The sequence below is a fragment of the Paracoccus salipaludis genome (assembly GCF_002287065.1).
Lineage (GTDB): Bacteria > Pseudomonadota > Alphaproteobacteria > Rhodobacterales > Rhodobacteraceae > Paracoccus > Paracoccus salipaludis.
The window spans coordinates 1-23,619 of record NZ_NSJZ01000023.1 but is presented as its reverse complement, the minus strand read 5'-3'; the positions used below and the strand labels follow the sequence as shown (position 1 = coordinate 23,619).

The window sequence follows — 23,619 nt, the reverse complement described above, 5'->3', positions numbered from 1 at the left end:
GGCCGAGGCCTACATCCTGACCAAGGAGGAAGGCGGCCGCCACACGCCGTTCTTCGCGAACTACCGCCCGCAGTTCTACTTCCGCACCACGGACGTGACCGGGACCGTCAAGCTGCCCGAGGGCACCGAGATGGTGATGCCGGGCGACAACCTGAAGTTCGAGGTCGAGCTGATCGCGCCAATCGCGATGGAAGAAAAGCTGCGCTTCGCCATCCGCGAAGGCGGCCGCACCGTCGGCGCCGGCGTCGTTTCCAAGATCATCGAGTGATCGGACGGGAGCGAAAGCTCCCACCCGATATCGCGACACGCCCGCCCCCCAAAGGGGCGGGCTTTTTGCATAGTGGCTATCAACGCACTTTTTGTCGTGCTAACATCTATCTGTTTTCGAAGTCCTTATTGTCCACAGAGCAACATGGGAAATCTGCTGACTAACCCCGACTTCTGGTTGGCCATTGTTCAGCTTGCTTGGCCGGTTGTAGTTCTAACAATCGTATTGTCTTTCAGGTGAGTGCTTGTGGCTTTGCTAAAGCGCGAAAGCTTGACCATGAAGGTCGCAGGCATGGAGATAAGCGTGTCCGAGGCCGCGCGAAAATCCGGAGAAGATCTAGCAGCTTTGCAGGAGAGAGTGGCTTGTCTAGAGAGCTTGAGGGCTGCCGCTGCACCTAGAGAGCGGCCGTCGTACGATGATGCTAGAGCGCCGGCGGACTATCAGGCCTTGAAAAGCATCCTTTGGGTCGATGATTATCCTAGCAATAATGCCTTCGACATCGAAAAGCTGGAGCGCGAAGGTTTTCGGGTGCGAAAGGAGATAACCACCAGCGGTGGCTTGAGGGCCGTCGCCGAAGAGCCCTTTGGCTTGGTGATCACTGATCTGGGACGAAATGAAGCGGGAGAAGAACGGCCTTTTGCCGGACTGGAACTTATCGAGAAGTTGCGCGCAAGAGGCTTCACTGCGCCAGTCCTAGTGTTTGCGGGGCGACGTGGGATCGAGCATCGAGACAGGTTGCTTGAAGTTGGAGCCGATGAGGTGACAAGTTCGATGGTTGATGTTTGGAAGTTCATCGAAAGAAAATTTGGACAGCGCTCGGAAGAAGATATAACGACTTCCGAGCTAATGCATTCGTCCCTATAGCGAGTCTGTCGTTCCGGCTGTATTGCATTTTGGCTGGTGATGGAAAATGCGTGCCGAGAGCGTTTGGCTCTCCTGCCATGAGGTCTGGCGTAAGCGCATGGTGCCGCCCGTCGGACACGGATCTGCGAACGAGTAATGTCCATTCAAGACGCCAACAACCATGCCGATTTCGCGACAGTTTCTGTACATCATCCATCTGTAGCCTGAGGCTCAACGACCCACGGCTGCCTGTTCTATCGCGTCGTCCGGCGGGACCTTCCGCCCATGTCGTCCATGAATGCGACGAGATTATGGCCCTCCCCGACCTCCATCGATCCAGCCAGCCATACTTTGGTCATTTCCAAGCCACATCACGTCTGGTTCGAGGACATTCCGGCCCTCTCGCTGCCCGTCTCATGGAGTGCAGCCAAATGCTCGCCCGGCGGATGAAAGGCTCTGTGGGTCGAGCGGGTGGCCATGTTCTTCACCCGCATCCATGTCCCGCACGCCCATGCCCATGTCGTGGCGATGCACGAGGTCCATGGCGTGACCTCGCAGGCCGATCTGGGCGAACGGCTCGCGGGCTTCTCGGTCCCGCCGCAACTGTCGCCGGACCGCATGGCCGCCATCGCGCGCGGCTTGGCGCGGGACTGACGCGGTCGGAAGGAACCGGGCCGCCCCCGAAAGGCTTGGGCCTGCGCCGCGAGAAGGAATGAGGACGGCCCATGTTCAGCTGGTTCGAGCGGCGCCTCGATCCTTATCCGCAGGACCCGCCCAGAATGCCGCCGCGCGGACTGGTGCGCTTCGTGCTGCATTACTCGCGCGGGGCGCTGCCCTGGCTCGTGCTGCTGGCGGCGACCTCGGCGCTGATCGCCATCGGAGAGGTGGTGCTGTTCGGCTATCTGGGCGACCTGGTGAACCGGCTGGCCGACACGTCGCCCGCCGAGTTCTGGGTGCTGGAAGGAGAAAGGGCCGTCTGGATGGCGGTCCTGCTGCTGGCGGTGCTGCCGGCGCTGAACATCCTCAGCGCGCTGGTGATGCACCAGACCCTTCTGGGGAACTTTCCCCAGCGCATCCGCTGGCAGGCGCATCGCTATCTGCTGCGCCAGTCGCTCGGCTATTTCCAGGACGAGTTCGCGGGCCGGATCGCCACCAAGCTGATGCAGACGGCGCTGGCCGTGCGCGAGGTGGCGATGAAGGTCATGGACGTGGCCGTCTATGTCGCCGTCTACTTCCTGGGGGCGCTGGCTCTGGCGGCCTCGCAGGACTGGCGGCTCGCGCTGCCCTTCGCGGCCTGGGGCCTGGGCTACGGGGTGCTGCTGTGGGTGCTGATCCCCCGCCTGGGCCGCGCGGCCGAGGCGCAGGCGGGCGCGCGGGCCGAGATGACGGGCCGTATCGTCGATGCCTATACCAACATCGCCACGGTCAAGCTGTTCAGCCATTCCGCGCGCGAGGAGGCCTTCGCCCGCGAATCGATGGACGGCTTCCTTGGCACCGTCCATCGGCAGATGCGGCTGGCGGCCGCCCAGGACATCACGCTGAACCTGCTGAACGCGGCGCTGGTGGGGTCCTCGGCGGCACTGGGGCTGTGGCTCTGGACGAACGGCACGGTCCCGGTCGGCGCGGTCGCCGTGGCGGTGCCGCTGGCGATGCGGCTCAACACCATGAGCCACTGGATCATGTGGGAATTCGCCGCCCTGTTCGAGAACATCGGCACCGTGCGGGACGGCATCGGCAGCCTGTCCCTGCCGCGCATGGTTGTGGATGCGCCGGGCGCCCGGCCCCTGGTCGTGACGAAGGGCGCCGTCCGCTTCGAGGACGTGACCTTCCGCTATGACGCGGACCCTTCGGAACGGCCGCTTGCCGTTCTGGACGGCCTGACGCTGGACATCCGGCCGGGCGAACGGATCGGCCTCGTCGGCCGCTCGGGTGCGGGGAAATCGACGCTGATCAACCTGCTGCTGCGTTTCCACGACGTCGAGTCGGGACGCATCCTGATCGACGGGCAGGACATCTCGAAGGTCACGCAGGACAGCCTCCGGGCTGCCATCGGGGTGGTCACGCAGGATTCGAGCCTGCTGCACCGCTCGGTCCGCGACAACATCGCCTATGGTCGGCCCGACGCGACGGCCGCGCAGATCGAGGCCGCGACAAGGCTCGCCGAGGCCGCCGAGTTCATCCCGCGCCTGGCCGACAACGAAGGACGGCGGGGCCTTGACGCCCATGCGGGCGAGCGGGGCGTCAAGCTGTCGGGCGGCCAGCGCCAGCGCATCGCGATTGCGCGCGTCGCGCTGAAGGACGCGCCGATCCTGGTGCTGGACGAGGCGACAAGCGCGCTCGACAGCGAGGTCGAGGCCGCGATCCAGGCGCAACTGGAACGGCTGATGGCCGGCAAGACGGTGATCGCCATCGCGCACCGGCTGTCCACCATCGCCGCGATGGACCGGCTGGTGGTCATGGACCAGGGCCGCATCGTCGAACAGGGCACCCATGCCGAGCTGCTGGCGGCGAGCGGGCTTTACGCCCGGCTCTGGGCGCGGCAGTCGGGCGGCTTCCTGTCGGCTGCGCCCGAGCCCGCGCCCGAGCCGCTTCCGGCATGAGCGCAGTTTCGCCTTGCGCCAGCGCCGATCCTGCCGTAATCGGGCGCACGGCCTAGGGGTATAGCTCAGTTGGTAGAGCATCGGTCTCCAAAACCGAGGGTCGTGGGTTCGAGTCCCCCTGCCCCTGCCAGACCGCCCGTCCAGGACGCCGCGCCATGTCGCTGACGATCCATCTGGGGGCGCACAAGACCGCCTCGACTCATCTGCAACAGACGCTGCGCGGGCTGATCCCGCGGATGCTGGCGTCCGGCATCCATTATTCAGACGTCCAGCACTGGCGCGGCGGCGTGACCCGGCTGGGCGCGGCGCTGGCGGATGGGCCGGACGCGGCCCGCCTGCGCGGGCGGTTGCGCAGGCGGCTGGACGTGACCTGCGCCACTTGGCCCGAGGTCATGATTTCCGAAGAAAACATCCTGGGCAGTCTGCGGCGCGACGGGCTGATGGGCCGGGACCATGTCGTCTACCCGCAGGCACGGGCGCGGGTGGGGCGGCTGACCGGGATGCTGCGGCACCGACCCGCCACGATTTTCATGGCGGTGCGCGAGCCCTGCGCCTTCCTGACCTCGGCCTTCGCCATGCAGGTCACGGGCGGGCACGAGCTGCTGCTGGCCGACTACCTGGATGATTTCGACCCGGCCCGGCTGTCCTGGACGCATCTGGCCGAGCGCCTGCTGTCGGTGCGCGGCGTGGCGCACCTGGTCGTCTGGGCCTACGAGGATTACCGCGCCGTCCGTCCCCAGATCCTGAGGCGGATGCTGCCCGCAACCCTGGCCGCCGCGGCGGACAACCCGCCCCCGGCGATCGTGGGCCTGTCGCAGCCCGCTTATGCCGAGGTGCTGGAACAGGCTGCTGCCCGGCCCGGCGCCGACCTGGCGCGGCTCGCGCGCGAGGCCAAGGCGCGCCACCCGCGCGGCCCGGATGCCCCCGCGCCGGACCTGGTGGACCCCGACACCGCATCCCGCTGCCGCGACGCCTATGCGGCCGATCTCGAGCGGCTGGGGGCGTTGGAGCGCACGACGCTTCTGCGACCCTGAGCCCCGCGCCCGCCGCTGTTCCCGCACCACGCGCATGCTAGCCTCGCCACCGAGTCGCACGGGAGCATGGGCGTGAACGAAAGTTTCCTTCTCTTCACCTTTGTCGGATTCTTCGCGCAGCTCGTGGATGGCGCGCTGGGGATGGCCTACGGCGTGGTCTCCTCCTCGGTCCTGCTCAGCTTCGGGGTGGCGCCGGCCCTCGCCTCGGCCAGTGTCCACGCGGCCGAGGTCTTCACCACCGGGGCCAGCGCCTCGAGCCACATCGCGCATGGCAACGTGAACTGGCGGCTGTTCTGGGCGCTGATGCCCGCGGGCGTGATCGGGGGCGTCCTGGGTACCTATGTCCTGACCTCGGTGGACGCCTCGTTCATGCGTCCGGTGATGGCGGCCTACCTGGGCGTGATGGGGCTTTACATCCTTTACCGCGCCTGGCGGCAGCCGGGCCGCTACCACGAGCATTCGCGGAGCTTCGCGGGGGCATGGGGCTGGTCGGCGGGTTCATGGACGCCGCGGGCGGCGGAGGCTGGGGGCCGACCGTCTCGACCGGGCTCCTGGGCTCGGGCGGGGCGCCGCGGCAGGTCATCGGGACTGTCAACGCGGCCGAGTTCTTCCTGACCTCTGCCATTTCCGCGACCTTCCTGGCCGCGATCCTCAGCGGCCACTGGGGCGCCGTCGAGGACCTGGCCGGCCACGGCGCCGCGGTCCTGGGCCTGATCGTCGGCGGGGTCGCGGCCGCACCGCTGGCGGGCTATATGGTCAAGCTGGTCCCGCACCGCATCCTGATGGTGATGGTGGGCCTGCTGATCTGCGCGCTGGCGGGCTATCAGACCCTGCGGCTTCTGTGACGCGGCCTGCGGCCTTGCCATCGCGGGGCCGGAGGCTTATCTGGGCCGCTGCAACGCAAGGGACGCCCATGACCAACCCCGCCCAGTTCATCAGCCAGGTCCGCGCCGAAGCCGCCAAGATCGTCTGGCCGACCCGGCGCGAGGTCGTCACCACGACGATCATGGTCTTCGTCATGGCCGCCCTGTTCAGCATGTTCTTCTTCCTGGTGGACCTGCTGATCCGCTGGGGGGTGACGACGGTCCTGACCGCGGTCGGCTGACCGCGCTTGCAATCTGTGGCCCGGGCGGATATGTCCGGCCGACCTGCCCGGCGACCGGCGTGCATCGATTCGGTATGCGCGCCGTTTCAGTTTTCGGGCCCAAGCCGGCCCGCGCGGCCGCAGAGTTGAAGCAGGGGACGAGCAGTCGATGGCAAAGCGGTGGTATTCGGTCAGCGTCCTGTCCAACTTCGAGAAGAAGGTGGCCGAGGCGATCCGCCAGGCCGTGGCCGAGAAGGGCCTTGAGGACGAGATCGACGACGTGGTGGTCCCCACCGAGGAAGTGATCGAGATCCGGCGCGGCAAGAAGGTCACGTCGGAACGGCGCTTCATGCCCGGCTATGTGCTGGTCCACATGGACCTGTCGGACAAGACCTATCACCTGGTGAACTCGATCAACCGCGTCACCGGGTTCCTCGGCGCCCATGGCAAGCCCATGCCCATGCGCGACGACGAGGTGAATGCGATGCTGAACCGCTCGGGGCAGGGCGGGGTCGAGGTTGCGCCGCGCAACCTGATCCGCTTCGAGGTCGGCGAGAAGGTGAACGTGACCGACGGCCCCTTCGAGGGCTTCTCGGGCATGGTGGAAGAGGTCGACGACGTGTCGAACCGCATCAAGGTCACCGTCTCGATCTTCGGCCGGCCGACGCCGGTCGAACTGGAATTCACGCAGGTTTCCAAGACCTCGTGATCTGTGCGCGGGAGGCGCGGCCCCGACCGGGCGCCGCGCCGGACCGCTAAGTCGGCCCCGTGCCCAATTCCGGGTGGGGGCGTGATGACAAGGAGAGGGCCCCATGGCCAAGAAAGTCGTCGGCAGCCTCAAGCTGCAAGTCAAGGCGGGGCAGGCGAACCCGTCCCCGCCCATCGGTCCCGCGCTGGGTCAGCGCGGCATCAACATCATGGAATTCTGCAAGGCGTTCAACGCGCGCACGCAGGAAATGGAAGCCGGCTCGCCGGTTCCGACCGTGATCACCTATTACGCGGACAAGTCCTTCACCTTCGAGACGAAGACTCCGCCCGCGTCCTTCCTGCTGAAGAAGGCCGCCGGCCTGAAGCCGCAGGGCAAGCGCAACCGCGCCAAGGGCTCGGAAAAGCCCGGCCGTGCGACCGCCGGCACCGTGACCGCCAAGCAGGTGCGCGAGATCGCCGAACTGAAGATGAAGGACCTGTCGGCCAATGACGTCGAAGCGGCGATGCAGATCGTCCTCGGCTCGGCCCGGTCCATCGGCATCGAAGTGAAGGGCTGATCACCATGGCAAAGATGGCAAAGAAGAAAGCCGCCGCCCGCGCCGCCTTTGATGGCAAGGCGAACCTGGCCGTGGAAGAGGCCGTCGCGCTGGTCAAGGCCAACGCCACCGCCAAGTTCGACGAAACGGTCGAGATCGCGATGAACCTGGGCGTCGATCCGCGCCACGCCGACCAGATGGTCCGCGGCGTCGTGACGCTGCCGAACGGCACCGGCAAGGACGTCCGCGTGGCGGTCTTCGCCCGTGGCCCGAAAGCCGAGGAAGCGAAGGCCGCGGGTGCCGACATCGTCGGCGCCGAGGACCTGATGGAAGCCATCCAGGGTGGCAAGATCGACTTCGACCGCTGCATCGCCACCCCGGACATGATGCCGCTGGTCGGCCGTCTGGGCAAGATCCTGGGCCCGCGCAACCTGATGCCGAACCCCAAGGTCGGCACGGTGACCATGGACGTGGCCGGCGCCGTCGGCAACGCCAAGGGCGGCGAGGTCCAGTTCAAGGCCGAGAAGGCAGGCGTGGTCCATGCCGGCGTCGGCAAGGCCTCGTTCGACTCCGAGAAGCTCGCGCAGAACATCCGCGCCTTCGTGGACGCGGTGAACCGGGCGAAGCCGTCGGGCGCCAAGGGCACCTATGTGAAGAAGGTCTCGATCAGCTCGACCATGGGTCCGGGCGTGTCGCTGGACCTGACCTCGGCCACGCAGGGCTGAGCAGGCTATCTGGTGTCTTGAGAGCGCCCCGGTCGAGTTGCCGGGGCGTTTTCGTGTCCAAGGACCTGCATGGTTCTTGTTTTCGCACGAGGCGCGCGTTAACAACAGCGCTTCAGGTGCAGGCGCGATTCGCGGCTGCCCTGTTCCTGTCCGAGACGGAGGGCCGGCGCGGCGGCGCCGCTAAGTCCTTCCCGAGATGGAAGTCGAGATTTTTCCGCAAAGGGTCCACCTTTGGGGCGCTCTCGGGTCCATCGCCCAAGGACCCGCCCCTGCCGCCCAGCGTGGCAGGGACAAGTGAGCCGGGGGGAAACCCCCAACGTGGAGTGAACCGTGGATAGAGCCCAAAAAGAACAGGTGGTCGAGGAACTCGGCCAGATCTTTGAAAGCTCTGGCGTCGTGGTGGTTGCCCGCTACGAGGGGATGACGGTTGCCGAGATGCAGGCCCTGCGCGCGCAGATGCGCGAAGCCGGGGGTGCTGTCCGCGTTGCCAAGAACAGGCTCGCCAAGATCGCCCTGGAAGGGAAGCCGGCGGCTTCGATCGCCGATTACCTGACGGGCATGACCGTGCTCGCCTTCTCCGAGGACCCCGTGGCTGCGGCCAAGGTCGCGGACGCCTATGCCAAGACGAACGACAAGTTCGTCATCCTTGGCGGGGCCATGGGCGAGAACGCTCTGGATCCGGCCGGTGTGAAATCCGTGGCCCAGATGCCGTCGCGCGAGGAGCTCATCGCTTCGATCGTGGCCTGCATCGGTGCCCCGGCCTCGAACATCGCCGGTGCGATCGGCGCGCCTGCCAGCAACATCGCGGGCATCCTGTCCACGCTCGAAGAGCGTGAGGCTGCCTGAGGCAATCCCGTCCCGTCCGGCGGCATGAAGCCCCCGACGTTGGAACAACCTGAGTGGAAAGAACGGAAAAATGGCTGACCTGAAACAACTCGCCGAGCAGATCGTCAACCTGACCCTGCTGCAGGCCCAGGAACTGAAGACGATCCTGAAGGACGAATACGGCATCGAGCCCGCCGCCGGTGGCGCGGTCATGATGGCCGGCCCGGCCGGTGGCGCTGCTGCCCCCGCCGAGGAAGAAAAGACCGAGTTCGACGTCGTCCTGACCGACGCCGGCGCCAACAAGATCAACGTGATCAAGGAAGTGCGCGCGATCACGGGCCTGGGCCTGAAGGAAGCCAAGGACCTGGTCGAAGCCGGCGGCAAGGTCAAGGAGGGCGCGGCCAAGGCCGACGCCGAGGAAATGAAGAAGAAGCTCGAAGCGGCTGGCGCCAAGGTCGAGCTGAAGTAATCCTCGCGCTCGCGCGCGGAATGGAAGAAAAGGGCAGGGTCCGGGGTTTCCTGGTCCCTGCCGAACACGTCTTGAAGGATGCCTGGCGGACCCATAGATGGGACGGACATCCTTCAGGGCGAGTTTGCGGTTCGGGAGCTGCGCGGTGGGACGCGCGGCACGAATGGAGCCGCACCCCTGTTGTTCGCAAGCCGCCGGCCCGGGCCCCGACGAGCCGGCGCGCGATGACGAAAGGCGATTACCTACATGGCGCAATCCTACGTCGGCCAGAAGCGCATCAGGCGCTATTACGGCAACATCCGCGAAGTTCTGGAGATGCCGAACCTCATCGAGGTTCAGAAGGCTTCCTACGACCTGTTCCTCAACTCGGGTGAGGGCGAGGGCCACAAGGACGGCGAAGGCATCCAGGGTGTCTTCCAGTCGGTCTTCCCGATCAAGGACTTCAACGAGACCGCCACGCTCGAATTCGTGAAATACGAACTCGAGAGGCCGAAATACGACGTGGACGAATGCCAGCGGCGCGACATGACCTATGCCGCGCCGCTCAAGGTCACGCTGCGCCTGATCGTGTTCGATGTCGACGAGAACTCGGGCACCCGCGCGGTGAAGGACATCAAGGAGCAGGACGTCTACATGGGCGACATGCCGCTCATGACCCAGAACGGCACGTTTATCGTGAACGGGACCGAGCGCGTGGTCGTGAGCCAGATGCACCGCTCCCCGGGCGTGTTCTTCGACCATGACCGCGGCAAGACCCATTCCTCGGGCAAGCTGCTGTTCGCCTGCCGGATCATTCCCTACCGCGGCTCGTGGCTGGACTTCGAGTTCGACGCCAAGGACCTGGTCTTCGCGCGCATCGACCGCCGCCGGAAGCTGCCGGTGACGACGCTGCTTTATGCGCTGGGGATGGACCAGGACGCGATCATGTCCGCGTTCTACGACACCGTGGACTACAAGCTGCAGAAGGCCTCGCGCGGGACGGCCGGCGCCTGGGTCACGCGCTTCTTCCCCGAACGCATGCGCGGCACCCGCCCGACCTTCGACCTGGTGAACGCCGACACCGGCGAGGTCATCACCAAGGCCGGCGACAAGGTGACGCCGCGCCTGGTCAAGAAGCTGATCGAGTCGGGCGAGGTCACGAACCTGCTGGTTCCCTTCGAACGGATCGTCGGCCGCTTCGTCGCGCGCGACATCATCAACGAGGACACCGGCCTGATCTACGCCGAGGCGGGTGACGAGATCACCGCCGAATACAGCAAGGACGGCACCGAACTGACCGGTGGCGTGCTCAAGGTGCTGCTGGACAACGGGATCACCGAGATCCCGGTGCTGGACATCGACCATGTCAACGTCGGCCCCTACATCCGCAACACGATGGCAGCCGACAAGAACATGAACCGCGACGGCGCGCTGATGGACATCTATCGCGTGATGCGTCCGGGCGAGCCGCCGACCGTCGAGGCGGCGAGCGCGCTGTTCAACAGCCTGTTCTTCGATTCCGAGCGTTATGACCTGTCCGCCGTGGGCCGGGTCAAGATGAACATGCGCCTGGACCTGGACGCGCCCGACACCCAGCGCACGCTGCGCCATGAAGACATCGTGGCCTGCATCCGCGGGCTGGTGGAACTGCGCGACGGCAAGGGCGAGATCGACGACATCGACCACCTCGGCAACCGCCGGGTGCGTTCCGTCGGCGAGCTGATGGAGAACCAGTACCGCATCGGCCTGCTGCGGATGGAGCGTGCGATCCGCGAGCGAATGTCGGGTGTCGAGATCGACACCGTCATGCCGCAGGACCTGATCAACGCCAAGCCCGCCGCTGCCGCCGTGCGCGAGTTCTTCGGCTCCTCGCAGCTGTCGCAATTCATGGACCAGACCAACCCCTTGTCCGAGGTGACGCACAAGCGTCGTCTTTCGGCTCTGGGGCCGGGCGGTCTGACGCGTGAACGGGCGGGCTTCGAGGTGCGCGACGTTCACCCGACCCATTACGGCCGGATGTGCCCGATCGAGACGCCGGAAGGCCAGAACATCGGCCTGATCAACAGCCTCGCGACCTATGCCCGCGTGAACAAGTACGGCTTCATCGAGACTCCCTACCGCAAGGTGGTCGAGGGCAAGGTGACCGACGACGTGGTCTACATGTCGGCCACCGAGGAGATGCGTCACACCGTCGCCCAGGCGAACGCCGAGCTGGATGAGGACGGCAAGTTCGTCCAGGAGCTGGTTTCGACCCGCCAGGCGGGCGACTTCATGCTGAACCCGTCCGAGGCAGTCGATCTGATCGACGTCTCGCCCAAGCAGCTGGTGTCGGTCGCGGCGGCCCTGATCCCCTTCCTCGAAAACGACGACGCCAACCGCGCGCTGATGGGCTCGAACATGCAGCGCCAGGCCGTGCCGCTGCTGCGGGCCGAGGCGCCTTTCGTCGGCACCGGCATGGAAGCCACCGTCGCGCGTGACTCGGGTGCCGCCATCATGGCGCGCCGGGGTGGCGTGATCGACCAAGTGGACGCCAGCCGGATCGTCGTCCGGGCGACCGAGGACCTGGGCGCGGGTGACGCGGGCGTGGACATCTATCGCCTGCGCAAGTTCAAGCGCTCGAACCAGTCCTCGACCATCAACCAGCGTCCGCTGGTCAAGGTGGGCGACCGGGTGATGAAGAACCAGGTGATCGCGGACGGTCCCTCGACCGACCAGGGCGAACTGGCCATCGGCCGGAACGTGATCGTCGCCTTCATGCCGTGGAACGGCTACAACTACGAAGACTCGATCCTGATTTCCGAGCGGATCCACCGCGACGACGTGTTCACCTCGATCCACATCGACGAATACGAAGTGGCGGCGCGCGACACCAAGCTGGGCCCGGAAGAGATCACCCGCGACATCCCCAACGTCGGCGAGGAAGCCCTGCGCAACCTCGACGAGGCGGGCATCGTCTATATCGGCGCGGAAGTGGGTCCGGGCGACATCCTCGTGGGCAAGATTACGCCCAAGGGCGAAAGCCCGATGACGCCGGAAGAAAAGCTGCTGCGCGCCATCTTCGGCGAAAAGGCGTCGGACGTGCGGGACACCTCGCTGCGCCTGCCGCCGGGTGCCTATGGCACCATCGTCGAGGTGCGGGTCTTCAACCGCCACGGCGTGGACAAGGACGAGCGCGCGCTGCAGATCGAGCGCGAGGAAGTCGAGCGTCTGGCCCGTGACCGTGACGACGAGATGGCGATCCTCGAGCGCAACATCTACGCGCGCCTGCGTTCGCTGATCCTCGGCCAGACCGCGGTGAAGGGGCCCAAGGGCGTCAAGGCCAACTCGGAGATCACCGAGGACCTGCTGGGGCAGCTTTCGCGCGGCCAGTGGTTCCAGCTGGCGGTCGCCGACGAGGACACCGCCCGCGAGGTCGAGGCGCTGCAGGACCAGTTCAACGTCCAGAAGAAGGCGCTGGAAAACCGCTTCGAGGACAAGGTCGAGAAGGTCCGTCAGGGCGACGACCTGCCCCCCGGCGTGATGAAGATGGTCAAGGTGTTCGTCGCCGTGAAGCGCAAGCTTCAGGCAGGCGACAAGATGGCCGGTCGTCACGGCAACAAGGGCGTCGTGTCCAAGGTGGTCCCGATGGAGGACATGCCGTTCCTCGCGGACGGCACCCCCGTCGACCTGGTGCTGAACCCGCTGGGCGTGCCGTCGCGCATGAACGTCGGCCAGATCCTCGAAACCCACATGGGCTGGGCCGCACGCGGCCTGGGGCTCAGGATCGACGAGGCGCTGCAGGATTACCGGCGCAACGGCGACATGACCCCCGTCCGCGAGGCGATGCGCATCGGTTACGGCGAGGACACCTATGAGGCCGAGTTCGGCGACATGGGCGACGACGACCTGATCGAGCGTGCCGAGCAGGTGAAGGGCGGCGTTCCGGTGGCGACCCCCGTCTTCGACGGCGCCAAGGAAGCGGACGTCAACGATGCGCTGCGCCGCGCGGGCTTCGACACCTCGGGCCAGTCGGTCGTCTTCGACGGCCGCACGGGCGAGCAGTTCGCGCGTCCCGTGACCGTGGGCGTCAAGTATGTCCTGAAGCTGCATCACCTTGTCGACGACAAGATGCACGCGCGTTCGACCGGTCCCTACAGCCTGGTCACCCAGCAGCCGCTGGGAGGCAAGGCCCAGTTCGGCGGTCAGCGTCTTGGCGAGATGGAGGTCTGGGCCCTGGAAGCCTACGGCGCCGCCTACACCCTGCAGGAGATGCTGACGGTGAAGTCGGACGACGTGGCGGGCCGGACCAAGGTCTACGAGTCGATCGTCAAGGGCGAGGACAACTTCGAGGCCGGCGTGCCGGAATCGTTCAACGTGCTGGTCAAGGAGGTCCGGGGTCTGGGCCTCAACATGGAACTCCTGGATGCGGAGGGAGAGGAATAAGCGCGAAGGGAGGAAGGGATGGTTGGGCTGCCCCTCTGGAGCGCGCCTGTGCTGGTGGTTGCGGGGCTGCTTTACCTTCGGGAAGCGTTCCGGGTCACCAGTGACCGTCCCTTCTTCTACATCTGGCGTCCGAAGACCCTGATCTGGGGTGTCGGACTGCTGGCCCTCGGCGTTGACACCATCCTCCTTGCCGTCCGCCCCTTATAGGAACACGCAATGAACCAGGAACTCTCCACCAATCCCTTCAACCCGATCGCCCCGGCGCGGCAGTTCGACGAGATCCGCATCTCGCTGGCCTCGCCCGAGGAGATCCTCGCCTGGTCCTTCGGCGAGGTGAAGAAGCCCGAAACCATCAACTACCGCACGTTCAAGCCCGAACGTGACGGTCTGTTCTGCGCCCGCATCTTCGGGCCGATCAAGGACTACGAGTGCCTGTGCGGCAAGTACAAGCGCATGAAGTATCGCGGCCTCGTCTGCGAGAAATGCGGCGTGGAAGTCACGCTGCAGAAGGTGCGCCGCGAACGCATGGGCCATATCGAGCTGGCCGCCCCGGTCGCCCATATCTGGTTCCTCAAGTCGCTCCCCAGCCGGATCGGCCTGATGCTGGACATGACGCTGCGCGACCTGGAACGCATCCTCTACTTTGAAAACTACGTCGTCATCGAGCCGGGTCTGACGGACCTGTCCTACGGTCAGCTGCTGACCGAGGAAGAGTTCATGGACGCGCAGGACCAGTACGGCGTGGACGCCTTCACCGCCAACATCGGCGCGGAAGCGATCCGCGAGATGCTGGCCGCGATCGACCTGCAGGCCACGGCCGACCAGTTGCGCGACGAGTTGAAGGAAGCCACCGGCGAGCTGAAGCCCAAGAAGATCATCAAGCGGCTGAAGATCGTCGAGTCGTTCCTCGAGTCGGGCAACCGGCCCGAGTGGATGGTTATGACCGTGATCCCGGTCATCCCGCCGGAACTGCGTCCGCTGGTTCCGCTGGACGGCGGCCGCTTCGCGACCTCGGACCTGAACGACCTGTACCGCCGGGTCATCAACCGCAACAACCGCCTCAAGCGGCTGATCGAGCTGCGCGCGCCCGACATCATCGTCCGCAACGAAAAGCGGATGCTGCAGGAATCCGTGGACGCGCTGTTCGACAACGGCCGCCGCGGCCGCGTCATCACGGGCAACAACAAGCGCCCGCTGAAGTCGCTATCGGACATGCTGAAGGGCAAGCAGGGGCGCTTCCGCCAGAACCTGCTGGGCAAGCGCGTGGACTTCTCGGGCCGCTCGGTCATCGTGACGGGCCCGGAGCTCAAGCTGCACCAGTGCGGGCTGCCGAAGAAGATGGCGCTCGAGCTGTTCAAGCCCTTCATCTATTCCAAGCTGCAGGCACAGGGCTATTCGACGACCGTCAAGCAGTCGAAGAAGCTGGTCGAAAAGGAACGCCCCGAGGTCTGGGACATTCTGGACGAGGTGATCCGCGAGCACCCGGTGCTGCTGAACCGCGCGCCGACGCTGCACCGCTTGGGCATCCAGGCCTTCGAGCCGATCCTGATCGAAGGCAAGGCGATCCAGCTGCACCCGCTGGTCTGCTCGGCCTTCAACGCCGACTTCGACGGCGACCAGATGGCCGTGCACGTGCCCCTTTCGCTGGAAGCCCAGCTGGAAGCGCGCGTCCTGATGATGTCCACGAACAACGTGCTGTCGCCCGCCAACGGCGCGCCGATCATCGTGCCGTCGCAGGACATGGTGCTTGGCCTTTACTACACCACCATGCAGCGTGACGGCATGGTGGGTGAGGGCATGGCCTTCGGCTCGGTCGAGGAAGTGGAACACGCGCTGGCCGCCGGCGCGGTGCATCTGCATGCCAAGATCACCTGCCGCCTGCCGCAGATCGACGAGGACGGCAACGAGGTCATCAAGCGTTTCGAAACGACGCCCGGCCGGATCCGCCTCGGCGCGCTGCTGCCCAAGAACGCCAAGGCTCCGTTCGAGCTGGTGAACCGCCTGCTGCGCAAGAAGGACGTCCAGAACGTCATCGACACCGTCTACCGCTACTGCGGCCAGAAGGAATCGGTGATCTTCTGCGACCAGATCATGGGCATGGGCTTCCGCGAGGCCTTCCGCGCCGGCATCTCCTTCGGCAAGGACGACATGGTGGTCCCGGACTCCAAGTGGGACATCGTCGGCGAGGTCCAGGAGCAGGTGAAGGAGTTCGAGCAGCAGTATCTCGACGGCCTGATCACCCAGGGCGAGAAGTACAACAAGGTCGTGGACGCCTGGTCGAAGTGCAACGACCGCGTGACCGAGGCCATGATGTCCACCATCTCGGCCAAGCACCAGGACGAGAACGGCGCCGAGATGGAGCCGAACTCGGTCTACATGATGGCCCACTCGGGCGCCCGGGGCTCGGTTTCCCAGATGAAGCAGCTGGGAGGCATGCGCGGCCTGATGGCCAAGCCTTCGGGCGAGATCATCGAGACGCCGATCATCTCGAACTTCAAGGAAGGCCTGACCGTTCTTGAGTACTTCAACTCGACCCACGGCGCCCGGAAGGGCCTGTCGGACACCGCGCTGAAGACGGCGAACTCGGGCTACCTGACCCGCCGCCTGGTGGACGTGGCGCAGGACTGCATCATCCGCGAGCATGACTGCGGCACCGAGCGCGCGATCACGGCCTCGGCCGCGGTCAACGACGGCGAGGTCATCTCGCCGCTCAGCGAGCGCATCCTGGGCCGCGTCGCGGCCGAGGACCTGCTGGTGCCGGGCACGGAAGACGTGCTGGTCCGCCGCAACGAGCTGATCGACGAGCGCAAGGCCGACGCCATCGAGGCGTCGGGCGTGCAGAACGTCCGCATCCGCTCGGCGCTGACCTGCGAGGCCGAGGACGGCGTCTGCGCGCTGTGCTACGGTCGCGATCTGGCGCGCGGCACGCTGGTCAACATCGGCGAGGCGGTGGGCATCATCGCCGCGCAGTCGATCGGCGAGCCCGGCACGCAGCTGACGATGCGGACCTTCCACATCGGCGGCATCGCGCAGGGCGGTCAGCAGTCCTTCATCGCGGCGAACCAGGAAGGCACCGTCCGCTTCGAGAACGAGGCCGTGCTGGAGAACGCGAATGGCGAGCTGATCGTCATGAGCCGCTCGATGCAGCTGCACGTCATGAACGACCAGGACACCGCGCTGGCCAGCCACAAGCTGTTCTACGGCTCGAAGCTGATGGTGCGGGACGGCGACGCGGTGACGCGCGGCCAGAAGCTGTTCGAATGGGACCCCTACACCCTGCCGATCATCGCCGAGCAGGGCGGGACCGCGCGCTTCGTCGATCTTCTCTCGGGCCTGTCGGTCCGCGAGGACACCGACGAGGCCACCGGCATGACCCAGAAGATCGTGACGGACTGGCGGTCGGCGCCGAAAGGCAACGACCTCAAGCCCGAGATCATCATCATGGGCGAGGACGGCGAGCCGGTCCGCAACGATCAGGGCAACCCGGTCAGCTATCCGATGTCGGTGGACGCGATCCTGTCGATCGAGGACGGCCAGGAGGTCAAGGCGGGCGACGTCATCGCGCGGATCCCGCGCGAGGGTGCGCGCACCAAGGACATCACCGGGGGTCTGCCCCGCGTGGCCGAACTGTTCGAGGCGCGCCGTCCCAAGGACCACGCGATCATCGCCGAGATCGACGGCACGGTGAAATTCGGCAAGGACTACAAGAACAAGCGCCGGATCATCGTTCAGCCGTCCCAGGAAGGGCTCGAGCCCGTCGAATACATGGTGCCGAAAGGCAAGCACATCCCGGTGCAGGAAGGCGACTTCGTGCAGAAGGGTGACTACATCATGGACGGGAACCCGGCTCCGCACGACATCCTGCGGATCATGGGGATCGAGGCGCTGGCCGACTATCTCATCGACGAGGTGCAGGACGTCTACCGGCTGCAGGGCGTGAAGATCAACGACAAGCACATCGAGGTGATCGTTCGCCAGATGCTGCAGAAAATCGAGATCCTCGACTCGGGCGACACCACGCTGCTGAAGGGCGAGCACGTGGACCGCGACGAGTTCGACGAGGAGAACGCCAAGATCGAGGCGCGCGGCGGCCGTCCGGCGCAGGGCGAACCCGTGCTGCTGGGCATCACCAAGGCAAGCCTGCAGACCCGGTCCTTCATCTCGGCCGCGTCCTTCCAGGAAACGACCCGGGTGCTGACCGAGGCGGCTGTCCAGGGCAAGCGCGACAAGCTGGTGGGCCTGAAGGAGAACGTCATCGTCGGCCGGCTGATCCCCGCCGGCACCGGCGGGGCCACCGCGCGGATCAAGCGCATCGCCGAGGACCGCGACGCCGAGGTTATCGAGGCGCGCCGCGCCGAGGCCGAGGCGGCTGCCGCCCTGGCCGCGCCCGAGCCGCGCGAGGTCGAGATCGACACCGTCATCACCTCGCCCGAGGAATGATCGGTTTCGAATGACAACCAGGGCCCGGCAGGCGACTGCCGGGCCCTTTCCTGTTCCCGCCCGCCCATGGCGGCGGCAAGGAATGGCCGCACCGCTTCCGGGCCGGCTCGCCACCTGCCTGCACCAGGGCGCCGACCCGAATGGCCTGCCGCCCAGGCCAGCCGTGCAGGGTCGCACCAGCCTCTTTCTTCTTTGTTCAAATATCCTGGGGGTCCGGGGGCCAGCCCCCGGTTGCGGCCGGGCCACGAAACCTGCGCTCTGCAACAGGTTGTGGCGTCGCGTCCCGCCACCCTTCCCAACAGCGCGCGGGAAGGATAGGTGCGGAAAGGTCGTCATCCCCTGGTCTGTCCATGCGCACCCCCCTTCTGTCGGTGAACCGGCGCGTCCGGCCCGTGTCCGAGCGGCGTCCGCGGACTCGGCATGGCGACAACATGCTGGCGGCGGGGATCATGGTCCTGTCCATGGCCTCCTTCGTGGTCAACGACACCGCCATCAAGATGGTGACGCAAACGCTGCCCCTCTCCGAGGCGATCGCCCTGCGCGGGCTTGTCGTCACCGTCCTTCTGTGGACCATCGCGCAGCGGGACGGCGGCGTGGTCTGGTGGCCTGCCGCCCCGCGCGACCGGCTGATGCTGGCGCTGCGGACGGTGGCCGAGGTGTCCTCGACGCTGCTCTACCTGCTTGCGCTGCAGTTCATGTCGATCGGAGAGCTTTCGGCGATCATGCAGGCGCTGCCGCTGGCGGTCATGCTGGCCGCGGCGCTGGTCTTCCGCGAAAGGCTGGGCTGGCGCAGGCTCTCGGCCGTTGGCGTGGGCTTTCTGGGCGTGCTGCTGATCCTGCGGCCCGGAACGGGGGCCTTCGATGCGGCGGCGGTGCTGGCGCTGGCCTCGGTCCTGCTGATCGTCGTGCGCGACCTCGCCAGCCGCAGCTTCACTCCCGCGATCCGCTCCAGCACCATCGCATTCTATGCGGCGCTGTCGGTCATGCTGGCCGCGCCGCTGGTGGGGGGGCTGGGCGACTGGCACTGGCCGACCGCCTCCGAACTGCTGGGCCTTTCCGTGTCGACTGCCTTTCTGGCGATCGGCTACCTGACCGCCGTCGCCGTGATGCGGGTGGGCGAGGTGGGCTTCGTCTCGCCCTTCCGCTACACCTCGCTGATCTTCGCCTTCCTGCTGGACCTCGCGATCTTCGGCGTCTGGCCCGCGGGCTGGACCTGGATCGGCGCCGCGCTTGTCGTGGGCGCGGGGCTTTATTCCATCTGGCGCGAAGGGCGCCTGCGCGAAGGCCGGGCCTGATGCGCGCCCAGCTTCTGGGCCTTTGCCGCTTTTCCTACCTTGGCGGGCGGGGCTTCCAGGTCGAGCATCGTTCGATCGAGCAACGCCGCGCCTTTCTTTACGACCCCGCCCGGCTGGCCCGGCGCTGGAACTGGTTCGAGGCGGTGACGCTGCCCGCCCTGACCCGGCAGACGGACCCCGACTTCACCCTTGTCCTCATGACCGGCCCCGACCTGCCGCAGCCTTGGCTCGGCCGGTTGCGCGACCTCGCTGCCGCCCATCCCCAGATCCGGCTGGAACTGATCCCACCGATGGAGCATCACCGCGCCGCCTGCGCCCGCGCGATCCATCCGCACCTGGACCCCTCGGCCGACTGGGTCGGGCAGTTCAAGCAGGACGACGACGATGCCGTGGCTTTCGACTTCGTGGCGCGCGCCCGGCGCGACCTGCGCCTGCTGATGCCGATGCTGCGACGCGACGGGCGGGCCTGGTGCGACTACACGAGGGGCGTGATCCTGAAGGCCACCGAGACGGGGATCGAGGCGCTGCCGCGCCATGTGCATGCGACAGGCGTGGCGCTGGTCGTCTGGCAGCGCACGGACGCGCGGGAAACCTGCATTGACTTCGAGCACTGGAAGATCGGCAGCTACATGAACGGCATGGCGGTCAGCGACCGGCCGATGTTCCTGCGCGCGGTCCATCACGACAACGACTCGGGCGCGCTGGGGCCGAACTTTCCCTGGGAGGACCCGCTGGGGAACCTCGGCCCGCTGGTCGCGCGGCGCTTCGGCGTGGATCTGGCGGCGCTGGACCTCGCCGCGCGGGCCGCCGCGCTGCCGGGCGCGGACCGGCCCAGATGGGGGCGCTGAGCCCCGCTTGTTGACATCTGCGGGCGAATCCTCATATACGCCCGGCACCCGGCGCGAAAGCGGACGGGAACCCCAGAACCTGAACGGTCACGATCCGGGCCCGCGCCTTGATCCTCTGGAAATCTTCCCATCCAGCCCGAAACCGGGTTCGGATGGGTTTGGCGTTTCGCGATGGGCGCGAAAGGCTGTCGAGAAGTGGCGCGCCAAGCCCGGGCGCGAGTATCGCAAAGCAAGACGGGGAACCGAATGCCGACGATCCAACAGCTGATCCGCAATCCGCGGCAGCCCAAGGTGCAGCGATCCAAGTCGCAGCACCTTCAGGGGAACCCTCAGAAGCGCGGCGTCTGCACGCGCGTCTACACCACCACGCCGAAGAAGCCGAACTCGGCCATGCGGAAGGTCGCCAAGGTGCGCCTGACCAATGGCTTCGAGGTCATCAGCTACATCCCCGGTGAAAAGCACAACCTGCAGGAACACAGCGTCGTGCTGATCCGCGGCGGCCGGGTGAAGGACCTTCCCGGTGTCCGTTACCACATCCTGCGCGGTGTCCTGGATACTCAGGGCGTCAAAGATCGTCGTCAGCGTCGTTCGAAATACGGCGCCAAGCGTCCGAAGTGAGGTTCTGAGCCATGTCCCGTCGTCACGCCGCTGAGAAGCGCGAAGTCCTGCCCGACGCCAAGTATGGCGATCGCGTGCTGACCAAATTCATGAACAACCTGATGGTGGACGGCAAGAAGTCCGTCGCCGAGAAGATCGTCTACAACGCGCTTGATCGCGTTCAGGGCCGCCTCAAGCGCGAGCCGATCGAGGTCTTCCACGAAGCCATGGACAACGTGAAGCCTTCGGTCGAAGTGCGCTCGCGTCGCGTCGGTGGTGCCACCTACCAGGTCCCCGTCGAGGTCCGTCCGATCCGCCGCGAGGCGCTGGCCATCCGCTGGCTGATCGACGCCGCCAAGAAGCGCAACGAGAACACCATGGAAGAGCGGCTCGCCGGCGAGCTGGCCGACGCGGTGAACAACCGCGGCACCGCGGTGAAGAAGCGCGAAGACACCCACAAGATGGCCGACGCCAACAAGGCGTTCAGCCACTATCGCTGGTAAGGACCGAGCATCATGCCGCGCGTTTACCCCCTCGACCACTACCGCAACTTCGGCATCATGGCCCACATCGATGCCGGCAAGACCACGACCACCGAGCGGATCCTCTACTACACCGGCAAGTCCCACAAGATCGGCGAGGTGCATGACGGCGCCGCGACGATGGACTGGATGGAGCAGGAACAGGAGCGCGGCATCACCATCACGTCCGCCGCGACCACCACGTTCTGGCAGCGTCAGGAAGATCCGACCACCGAAGGCACTGCCGAGACCAAGTACCGCTTCAACATCATCGACACCCCCGGCCACGTGGACTTCACCATCGAGGTCGAGCGTTCGCTGGCGGTTCTGGACGGCGCGATCTGCCTTTTGGACGCCAACGCGGGCGTCGAGCCCCAGACGGAAACCGTCTGGCGCCAGGCCGACCGCTACAAGGTTCCGCGGATCGTGTTCGTCAACAAGATGGACAAGATCGGCGCCGACTTCTTCAACTGCGTCCGCATGATCAAGGAACGCACCGGCGGCACCCCCTGCCCGATCGCCCTGCCGATCGGCGCCGAGGACAAGCTGGAAGGCATCGTCGACCTGATCAAGATGGAAGAGTGGGTCTACAAGGGCGAAGACCTCGGCGCGAGCTGGGTCCGTCAGCCGATCCGTGCGGAACTGCAGGACGTCGCCGAGGAATGGCGCGGCAAGATGATCGAACTCGCCGTCGAACAGGACGACGAGGCGATGGAAGCCTATCTGGAAGGCAACGAGCCCGACGAGGCCACGCTGCGCCGGCTGATCCGGCAAGGCACCCTGTCGCTGTCGTTCTTCCCGGTGACGGCCGGTTCGTCCTTCAAGAACAAGGGCGTGCAGCCGCTGCTGAACGCGGTGATCGACTACCTGCCGGCGCCGACCGACGTGCCGGACCTGATGGGCTTCTCGCCCGACGACGAGTCGGAAGAGCGCAACATCGTCCGCAAGGCCGATGACGCGGAGCCGTTCTCGGCGCTGGCGTTCAAGATCATGAACGACCCCTTCGTCGGCTCGCTGACCTTCACGCGCATCTATTCGGGCACCCTCAAGAAGGGCGACCAGATGCTGAACTCGACCAAGGGCAAGCGCGAGCGCGTCGGCCGGATGATGATGATGCACGCGATCAACCGCGAGGAGATCGAAGAGGCGTTCGCCGGTGACATCATCGCTCTGGCGGGTCTGAAGGACACCACCACGGGCGACACGCTGTGCGACCCGAACAAGCCGGTGGTTCTGGAAACCATGACCTTCCCCGAGCCGGTCATCGAGATCGCCGTCGAGCCGAAGTCGAAGGCCGACCAGGAAAAGATGGGCCTGGCCCTTCAGCGCCTTTCGGCCGAGGACCCGTCCTTCCGCGTCGAAACCGACCTCGAGTCGGGCCAGACGATCATGAAGGGCATGGGCGAACTTCACCTCGATATCCTGGTCGACCGCATGAAGCGCGAGTTCAAGGTCGAGGCGAACATCGGTGCCCCGCAGGTGGCCTACCGCGAGACCATCTCGCAGCCGGCGGAGATCGACTACACCCACAAGAAGCAGACCGGCGGTACGGGCCAGTTCGCCCGCGTCAAGCTGCAGATCAACCCGACCGAGCCGGGCGAGGGCTACTCGTTCGAGTCGAAGATCGTGGGTGGCGCGGTGCCGAAGGAATACGTTCCGGGCGTCGAGAAGGGCATCAAGTCGGTCATGGATTCGGGTCCGCTCGCGGGCTTCCCGGTCATCGACTTCAAGGTCGCGCTGATCGACGGTGCGTTCCACGACGTCGACTCGTCGGTCCTGGCCTTCGAGATCGCGTCCCGTGCGGCGATGCGCGAGGGCCTGCGCAAGGCCGGCGCCAAGCTGCTGGAGCCGATCATGAAGGTCGAGGTGGTGACGCCCGAGGAATACACGGGTTCGATCATCGGCGACCTGACCAGCCGTCGCGGCATGGTGCGCGGGCAGGACTCGCGCGGCAACGCCAACGTCATCGACGCGATGGTGCCGCTGGCCAACATGTTCGGCTACATCAACAACCTGCGCTCGATGTCCTCGGGCCGCGCGGTGTTCACGATGCAGTTCGACCATTACGAGGCCGTGCCGCAGAACATCTCGGACGAGATCCAGAAGAAATACGCCTGATGCGCCGGGCGGGGTGAATGCCCCGCCCGCCTTCACCTGACATTCAAGGAGCTTTGCGATGGCAAAGGCAAAATTCGAACGGACGAAACCGCACGTCAACATCGGGACGATCGGTCACGTTGACCACGGCAAGACGACGCTGACGGCGGCGATCACGAAGTACTTTGGCGAGTTCAAGGCCTACGACCAGATCGACGGTGCGCCGGAAGAGCGGGCGCGCGGGATCACGATCTCGACGGCGCATGTGGAATACGAATCGGCGTCGCGCCACTACGCGCATGTCGACTGCCCCGGCCACGCCGACTAC

General features: G+C 66.0%; 22 protein-coding genes and 1 tRNA gene. All 23 read left to right on the top strand.

The window, feature by feature from the left end; translation table 11 throughout:
* Window positions 1-268: EF-Tu C-terminal domain-related protein (locus CK240_RS15815; RefSeq protein WP_476704013.1), on the top strand; the 268-nt coding region annotated here is incomplete at its 5' end.
* Window positions 269-538: 270 nt separating this feature from the next.
* Window positions 539-1,132, top strand: a complete 594-nt coding sequence (locus CK240_RS15810; RefSeq protein WP_135058863.1) for a response regulator — start codon at window positions 539-541, stop codon at window positions 1,130-1,132.
* 456 nt (window positions 1,133-1,588) lie between these two features.
* Window positions 1,589-1,765, top strand: coding sequence for a hypothetical protein (locus CK240_RS19295; RefSeq protein ID WP_240517501.1), 177 nt, complete (start codon window positions 1,589-1,591; stop codon window positions 1,763-1,765).
* A 71-nt stretch (window positions 1,766-1,836) separates the two neighbouring features.
* Entirely contained in the window at window positions 1,837-3,711 is a 1,875-nt protein-coding gene (locus CK240_RS15800) for an ABC transporter ATP-binding protein (protein WP_095641291.1), read from the top strand.
* 54 nt (window positions 3,712-3,765) lie between these two features.
* Window positions 3,766-3,841: transfer RNA gene (locus tag CK240_RS15795), tRNA-Trp, on the top strand.
* Between the two features lie 25 nt (window positions 3,842-3,866).
* Window positions 3,867-4,745, top strand: a complete 879-nt coding sequence (locus CK240_RS15790; RefSeq protein WP_095641290.1) for a hypothetical protein — start codon at window positions 3,867-3,869, stop codon at window positions 4,743-4,745.
* Window positions 4,746-4,817: 72 nt separating this feature from the next.
* Window positions 4,818-5,360 (top strand): sulfite exporter TauE/SafE family protein, encoded by a 543-nt coding sequence (locus CK240_RS19020; RefSeq protein WP_205957876.1) that lies wholly within the window; start codon window positions 4,818-4,820, stop codon window positions 5,358-5,360.
* Window positions 5,246-5,590, top strand: a complete 345-nt coding sequence (locus tag CK240_RS19015; RefSeq protein WP_205957875.1) for a hypothetical protein — start codon at window positions 5,246-5,248, stop codon at window positions 5,588-5,590. The genes CK240_RS19020 and CK240_RS19015 overlap by 115 nt, the downstream gene beginning before the upstream one ends.
* Before the next feature lie 68 nt (window positions 5,591-5,658).
* Window positions 5,659-5,850, top strand: coding sequence for a preprotein translocase subunit SecE (gene secE / locus CK240_RS15780; protein WP_095641289.1), 192 nt, complete (start codon window positions 5,659-5,661; stop codon window positions 5,848-5,850).
* Window positions 5,851-5,998: 148 nt separating this feature from the next.
* A complete protein-coding gene (gene nusG / locus CK240_RS15775) occupies window positions 5,999-6,538 on the top strand; it encodes a transcription termination/antitermination protein NusG (protein WP_095641288.1) in 540 nt (179 codons plus the stop codon).
* Between the two features lie 103 nt (window positions 6,539-6,641).
* Window positions 6,642-7,094, top strand: coding sequence for a 50S ribosomal protein L11 (gene rplK, locus CK240_RS15770; RefSeq protein ID WP_095641287.1), 453 nt, complete (start codon window positions 6,642-6,644; stop codon window positions 7,092-7,094).
* A 5-nt stretch (window positions 7,095-7,099) separates the two neighbouring features.
* On the top strand, window positions 7,100-7,798 hold the full coding sequence (rplA, locus tag CK240_RS15765) for a 50S ribosomal protein L1 (protein ID WP_095641286.1): 699 nt from the start codon (window positions 7,100-7,102) through the stop codon (window positions 7,796-7,798).
* A 330-nt stretch (window positions 7,799-8,128) separates the two neighbouring features.
* A complete protein-coding gene (gene rplJ, locus CK240_RS15760; RefSeq protein WP_095641285.1) occupies window positions 8,129-8,644 on the top strand; it encodes a 50S ribosomal protein L10 in 516 nt (171 codons plus the stop codon).
* 70 nt (window positions 8,645-8,714) lie between these two features.
* Complete coding sequence (rplL, locus tag CK240_RS15755) at window positions 8,715-9,092, top strand: 50S ribosomal protein L7/L12 (RefSeq protein WP_090757357.1); 378 nt, start codon at window positions 8,715-8,717, stop codon at window positions 9,090-9,092.
* Window positions 9,093-9,338: 246 nt separating this feature from the next.
* Complete coding sequence (rpoB, locus tag CK240_RS15750; RefSeq protein ID WP_095641284.1) at window positions 9,339-13,493, top strand: DNA-directed RNA polymerase subunit beta; 4,155 nt, start codon at window positions 9,339-9,341, stop codon at window positions 13,491-13,493.
* An 18-nt stretch (window positions 13,494-13,511) separates the two neighbouring features.
* Complete coding sequence (locus CK240_RS15745; RefSeq protein ID WP_095641283.1) at window positions 13,512-13,700, top strand: hypothetical protein; 189 nt, start codon at window positions 13,512-13,514, stop codon at window positions 13,698-13,700.
* A 9-nt stretch (window positions 13,701-13,709) separates the two neighbouring features.
* A complete protein-coding gene (rpoC, locus tag CK240_RS15740; protein WP_095641282.1) occupies window positions 13,710-17,933 on the top strand; it encodes a DNA-directed RNA polymerase subunit beta' in 4,224 nt (1,407 codons plus the stop codon).
* Window positions 17,934-18,283: 350 nt separating this feature from the next.
* Complete coding sequence (locus CK240_RS15735) at window positions 18,284-19,228, top strand: DMT family transporter (protein ID WP_095641281.1); 945 nt, start codon at window positions 18,284-18,286, stop codon at window positions 19,226-19,228.
* Entirely contained in the window at window positions 19,228-20,076 is an 849-nt protein-coding gene (locus tag CK240_RS15730; RefSeq protein WP_095641280.1) for a glycosyltransferase, read from the top strand. Before CK240_RS15735 ends, CK240_RS15730 begins: the two co-directional genes overlap by 1 nt.
* A 246-nt stretch (window positions 20,077-20,322) precedes the next feature.
* Complete coding sequence (gene rpsL / locus CK240_RS15725; protein WP_036707536.1) at window positions 20,323-20,694, top strand: 30S ribosomal protein S12; 372 nt, start codon at window positions 20,323-20,325, stop codon at window positions 20,692-20,694.
* An 11-nt stretch (window positions 20,695-20,705) separates the two neighbouring features.
* Window positions 20,706-21,176: a 30S ribosomal protein S7 gene (rpsG, locus tag CK240_RS15720; protein ID WP_095641279.1), complete on the top strand. Its 471-nt coding sequence runs from the start codon at window positions 20,706-20,708 to the stop codon at window positions 21,174-21,176.
* A 12-nt stretch (window positions 21,177-21,188) separates the two neighbouring features.
* Entirely contained in the window at window positions 21,189-23,312 is a 2,124-nt protein-coding gene (gene fusA, locus CK240_RS15715; RefSeq protein WP_095641278.1) for an elongation factor G, read from the top strand.
* A gap of 58 nt (window positions 23,313-23,370) precedes the next feature.
* On the top strand, window positions 23,371-23,619 hold a 249-nt coding region (locus CK240_RS15710), incomplete at its 3' end, for a GTP-binding protein (RefSeq protein WP_240517500.1).

What these genes read in the sequence shown, in the direction of transcription:
- rplL (WP_090757357.1), top strand. Translation starts at nt 8,715, where the DNA reads ATGGCTGACCTGAAACAACTCGCCGAGCAGATCGTCAACCTGACCCTG.
- CK240_RS15735 (WP_095641281.1), top strand. Translation starts at nt 18,284, where the DNA reads ATGCGCACCCCCCTTCTGTCGGTGAACCGGCGCGTCCGGCCCGTGTCC.
- fusA (WP_095641278.1), top strand. Translation starts at nt 21,189, where the DNA reads ATGCCGCGCGTTTACCCCCTCGACCACTACCGCAACTTCGGCATCATG.
- rplA (WP_095641286.1), top strand. Translation starts at nt 7,100, where the DNA reads ATGGCAAAGATGGCAAAGAAGAAAGCCGCCGCCCGCGCCGCCTTTGAT.
- CK240_RS19295 (WP_240517501.1), top strand. Translation starts at nt 1,589, where the DNA reads ATGTTCTTCACCCGCATCCATGTCCCGCACGCCCATGCCCATGTCGTG.
- rpoC (WP_095641282.1), top strand. Translation starts at nt 13,710, where the DNA reads ATGAACCAGGAACTCTCCACCAATCCCTTCAACCCGATCGCCCCGGCG.
- rpsG (WP_095641279.1), top strand. Translation starts at nt 20,706, where the DNA reads ATGTCCCGTCGTCACGCCGCTGAGAAGCGCGAAGTCCTGCCCGACGCC.
- rpoB (WP_095641284.1), top strand. Translation starts at nt 9,339, where the DNA reads ATGGCGCAATCCTACGTCGGCCAGAAGCGCATCAGGCGCTATTACGGC.
- CK240_RS15790 (WP_095641290.1), top strand. Translation starts at nt 3,867, where the DNA reads ATGTCGCTGACGATCCATCTGGGGGCGCACAAGACCGCCTCGACTCAT.
- nusG (WP_095641288.1), top strand. Translation starts at nt 5,999, where the DNA reads ATGGCAAAGCGGTGGTATTCGGTCAGCGTCCTGTCCAACTTCGAGAAG.
- CK240_RS15800 (WP_095641291.1), top strand. Translation starts at nt 1,837, where the DNA reads ATGTTCAGCTGGTTCGAGCGGCGCCTCGATCCTTATCCGCAGGACCCG.
- CK240_RS15745 (WP_095641283.1), top strand. Translation starts at nt 13,512, where the DNA reads ATGGTTGGGCTGCCCCTCTGGAGCGCGCCTGTGCTGGTGGTTGCGGGG.
- CK240_RS15730 (WP_095641280.1), top strand. Translation starts at nt 19,228, where the DNA reads ATGCGCGCCCAGCTTCTGGGCCTTTGCCGCTTTTCCTACCTTGGCGGG.
- rpsL (WP_036707536.1), top strand. Translation starts at nt 20,323, where the DNA reads ATGCCGACGATCCAACAGCTGATCCGCAATCCGCGGCAGCCCAAGGTG.
- secE (WP_095641289.1), top strand. Translation starts at nt 5,659, where the DNA reads ATGACCAACCCCGCCCAGTTCATCAGCCAGGTCCGCGCCGAAGCCGCC.
- rplK (WP_095641287.1), top strand. Translation starts at nt 6,642, where the DNA reads ATGGCCAAGAAAGTCGTCGGCAGCCTCAAGCTGCAAGTCAAGGCGGGG.
- CK240_RS19015 (WP_205957875.1), top strand. Translation starts at nt 5,246, where the DNA reads ATGGACGCCGCGGGCGGCGGAGGCTGGGGGCCGACCGTCTCGACCGGG.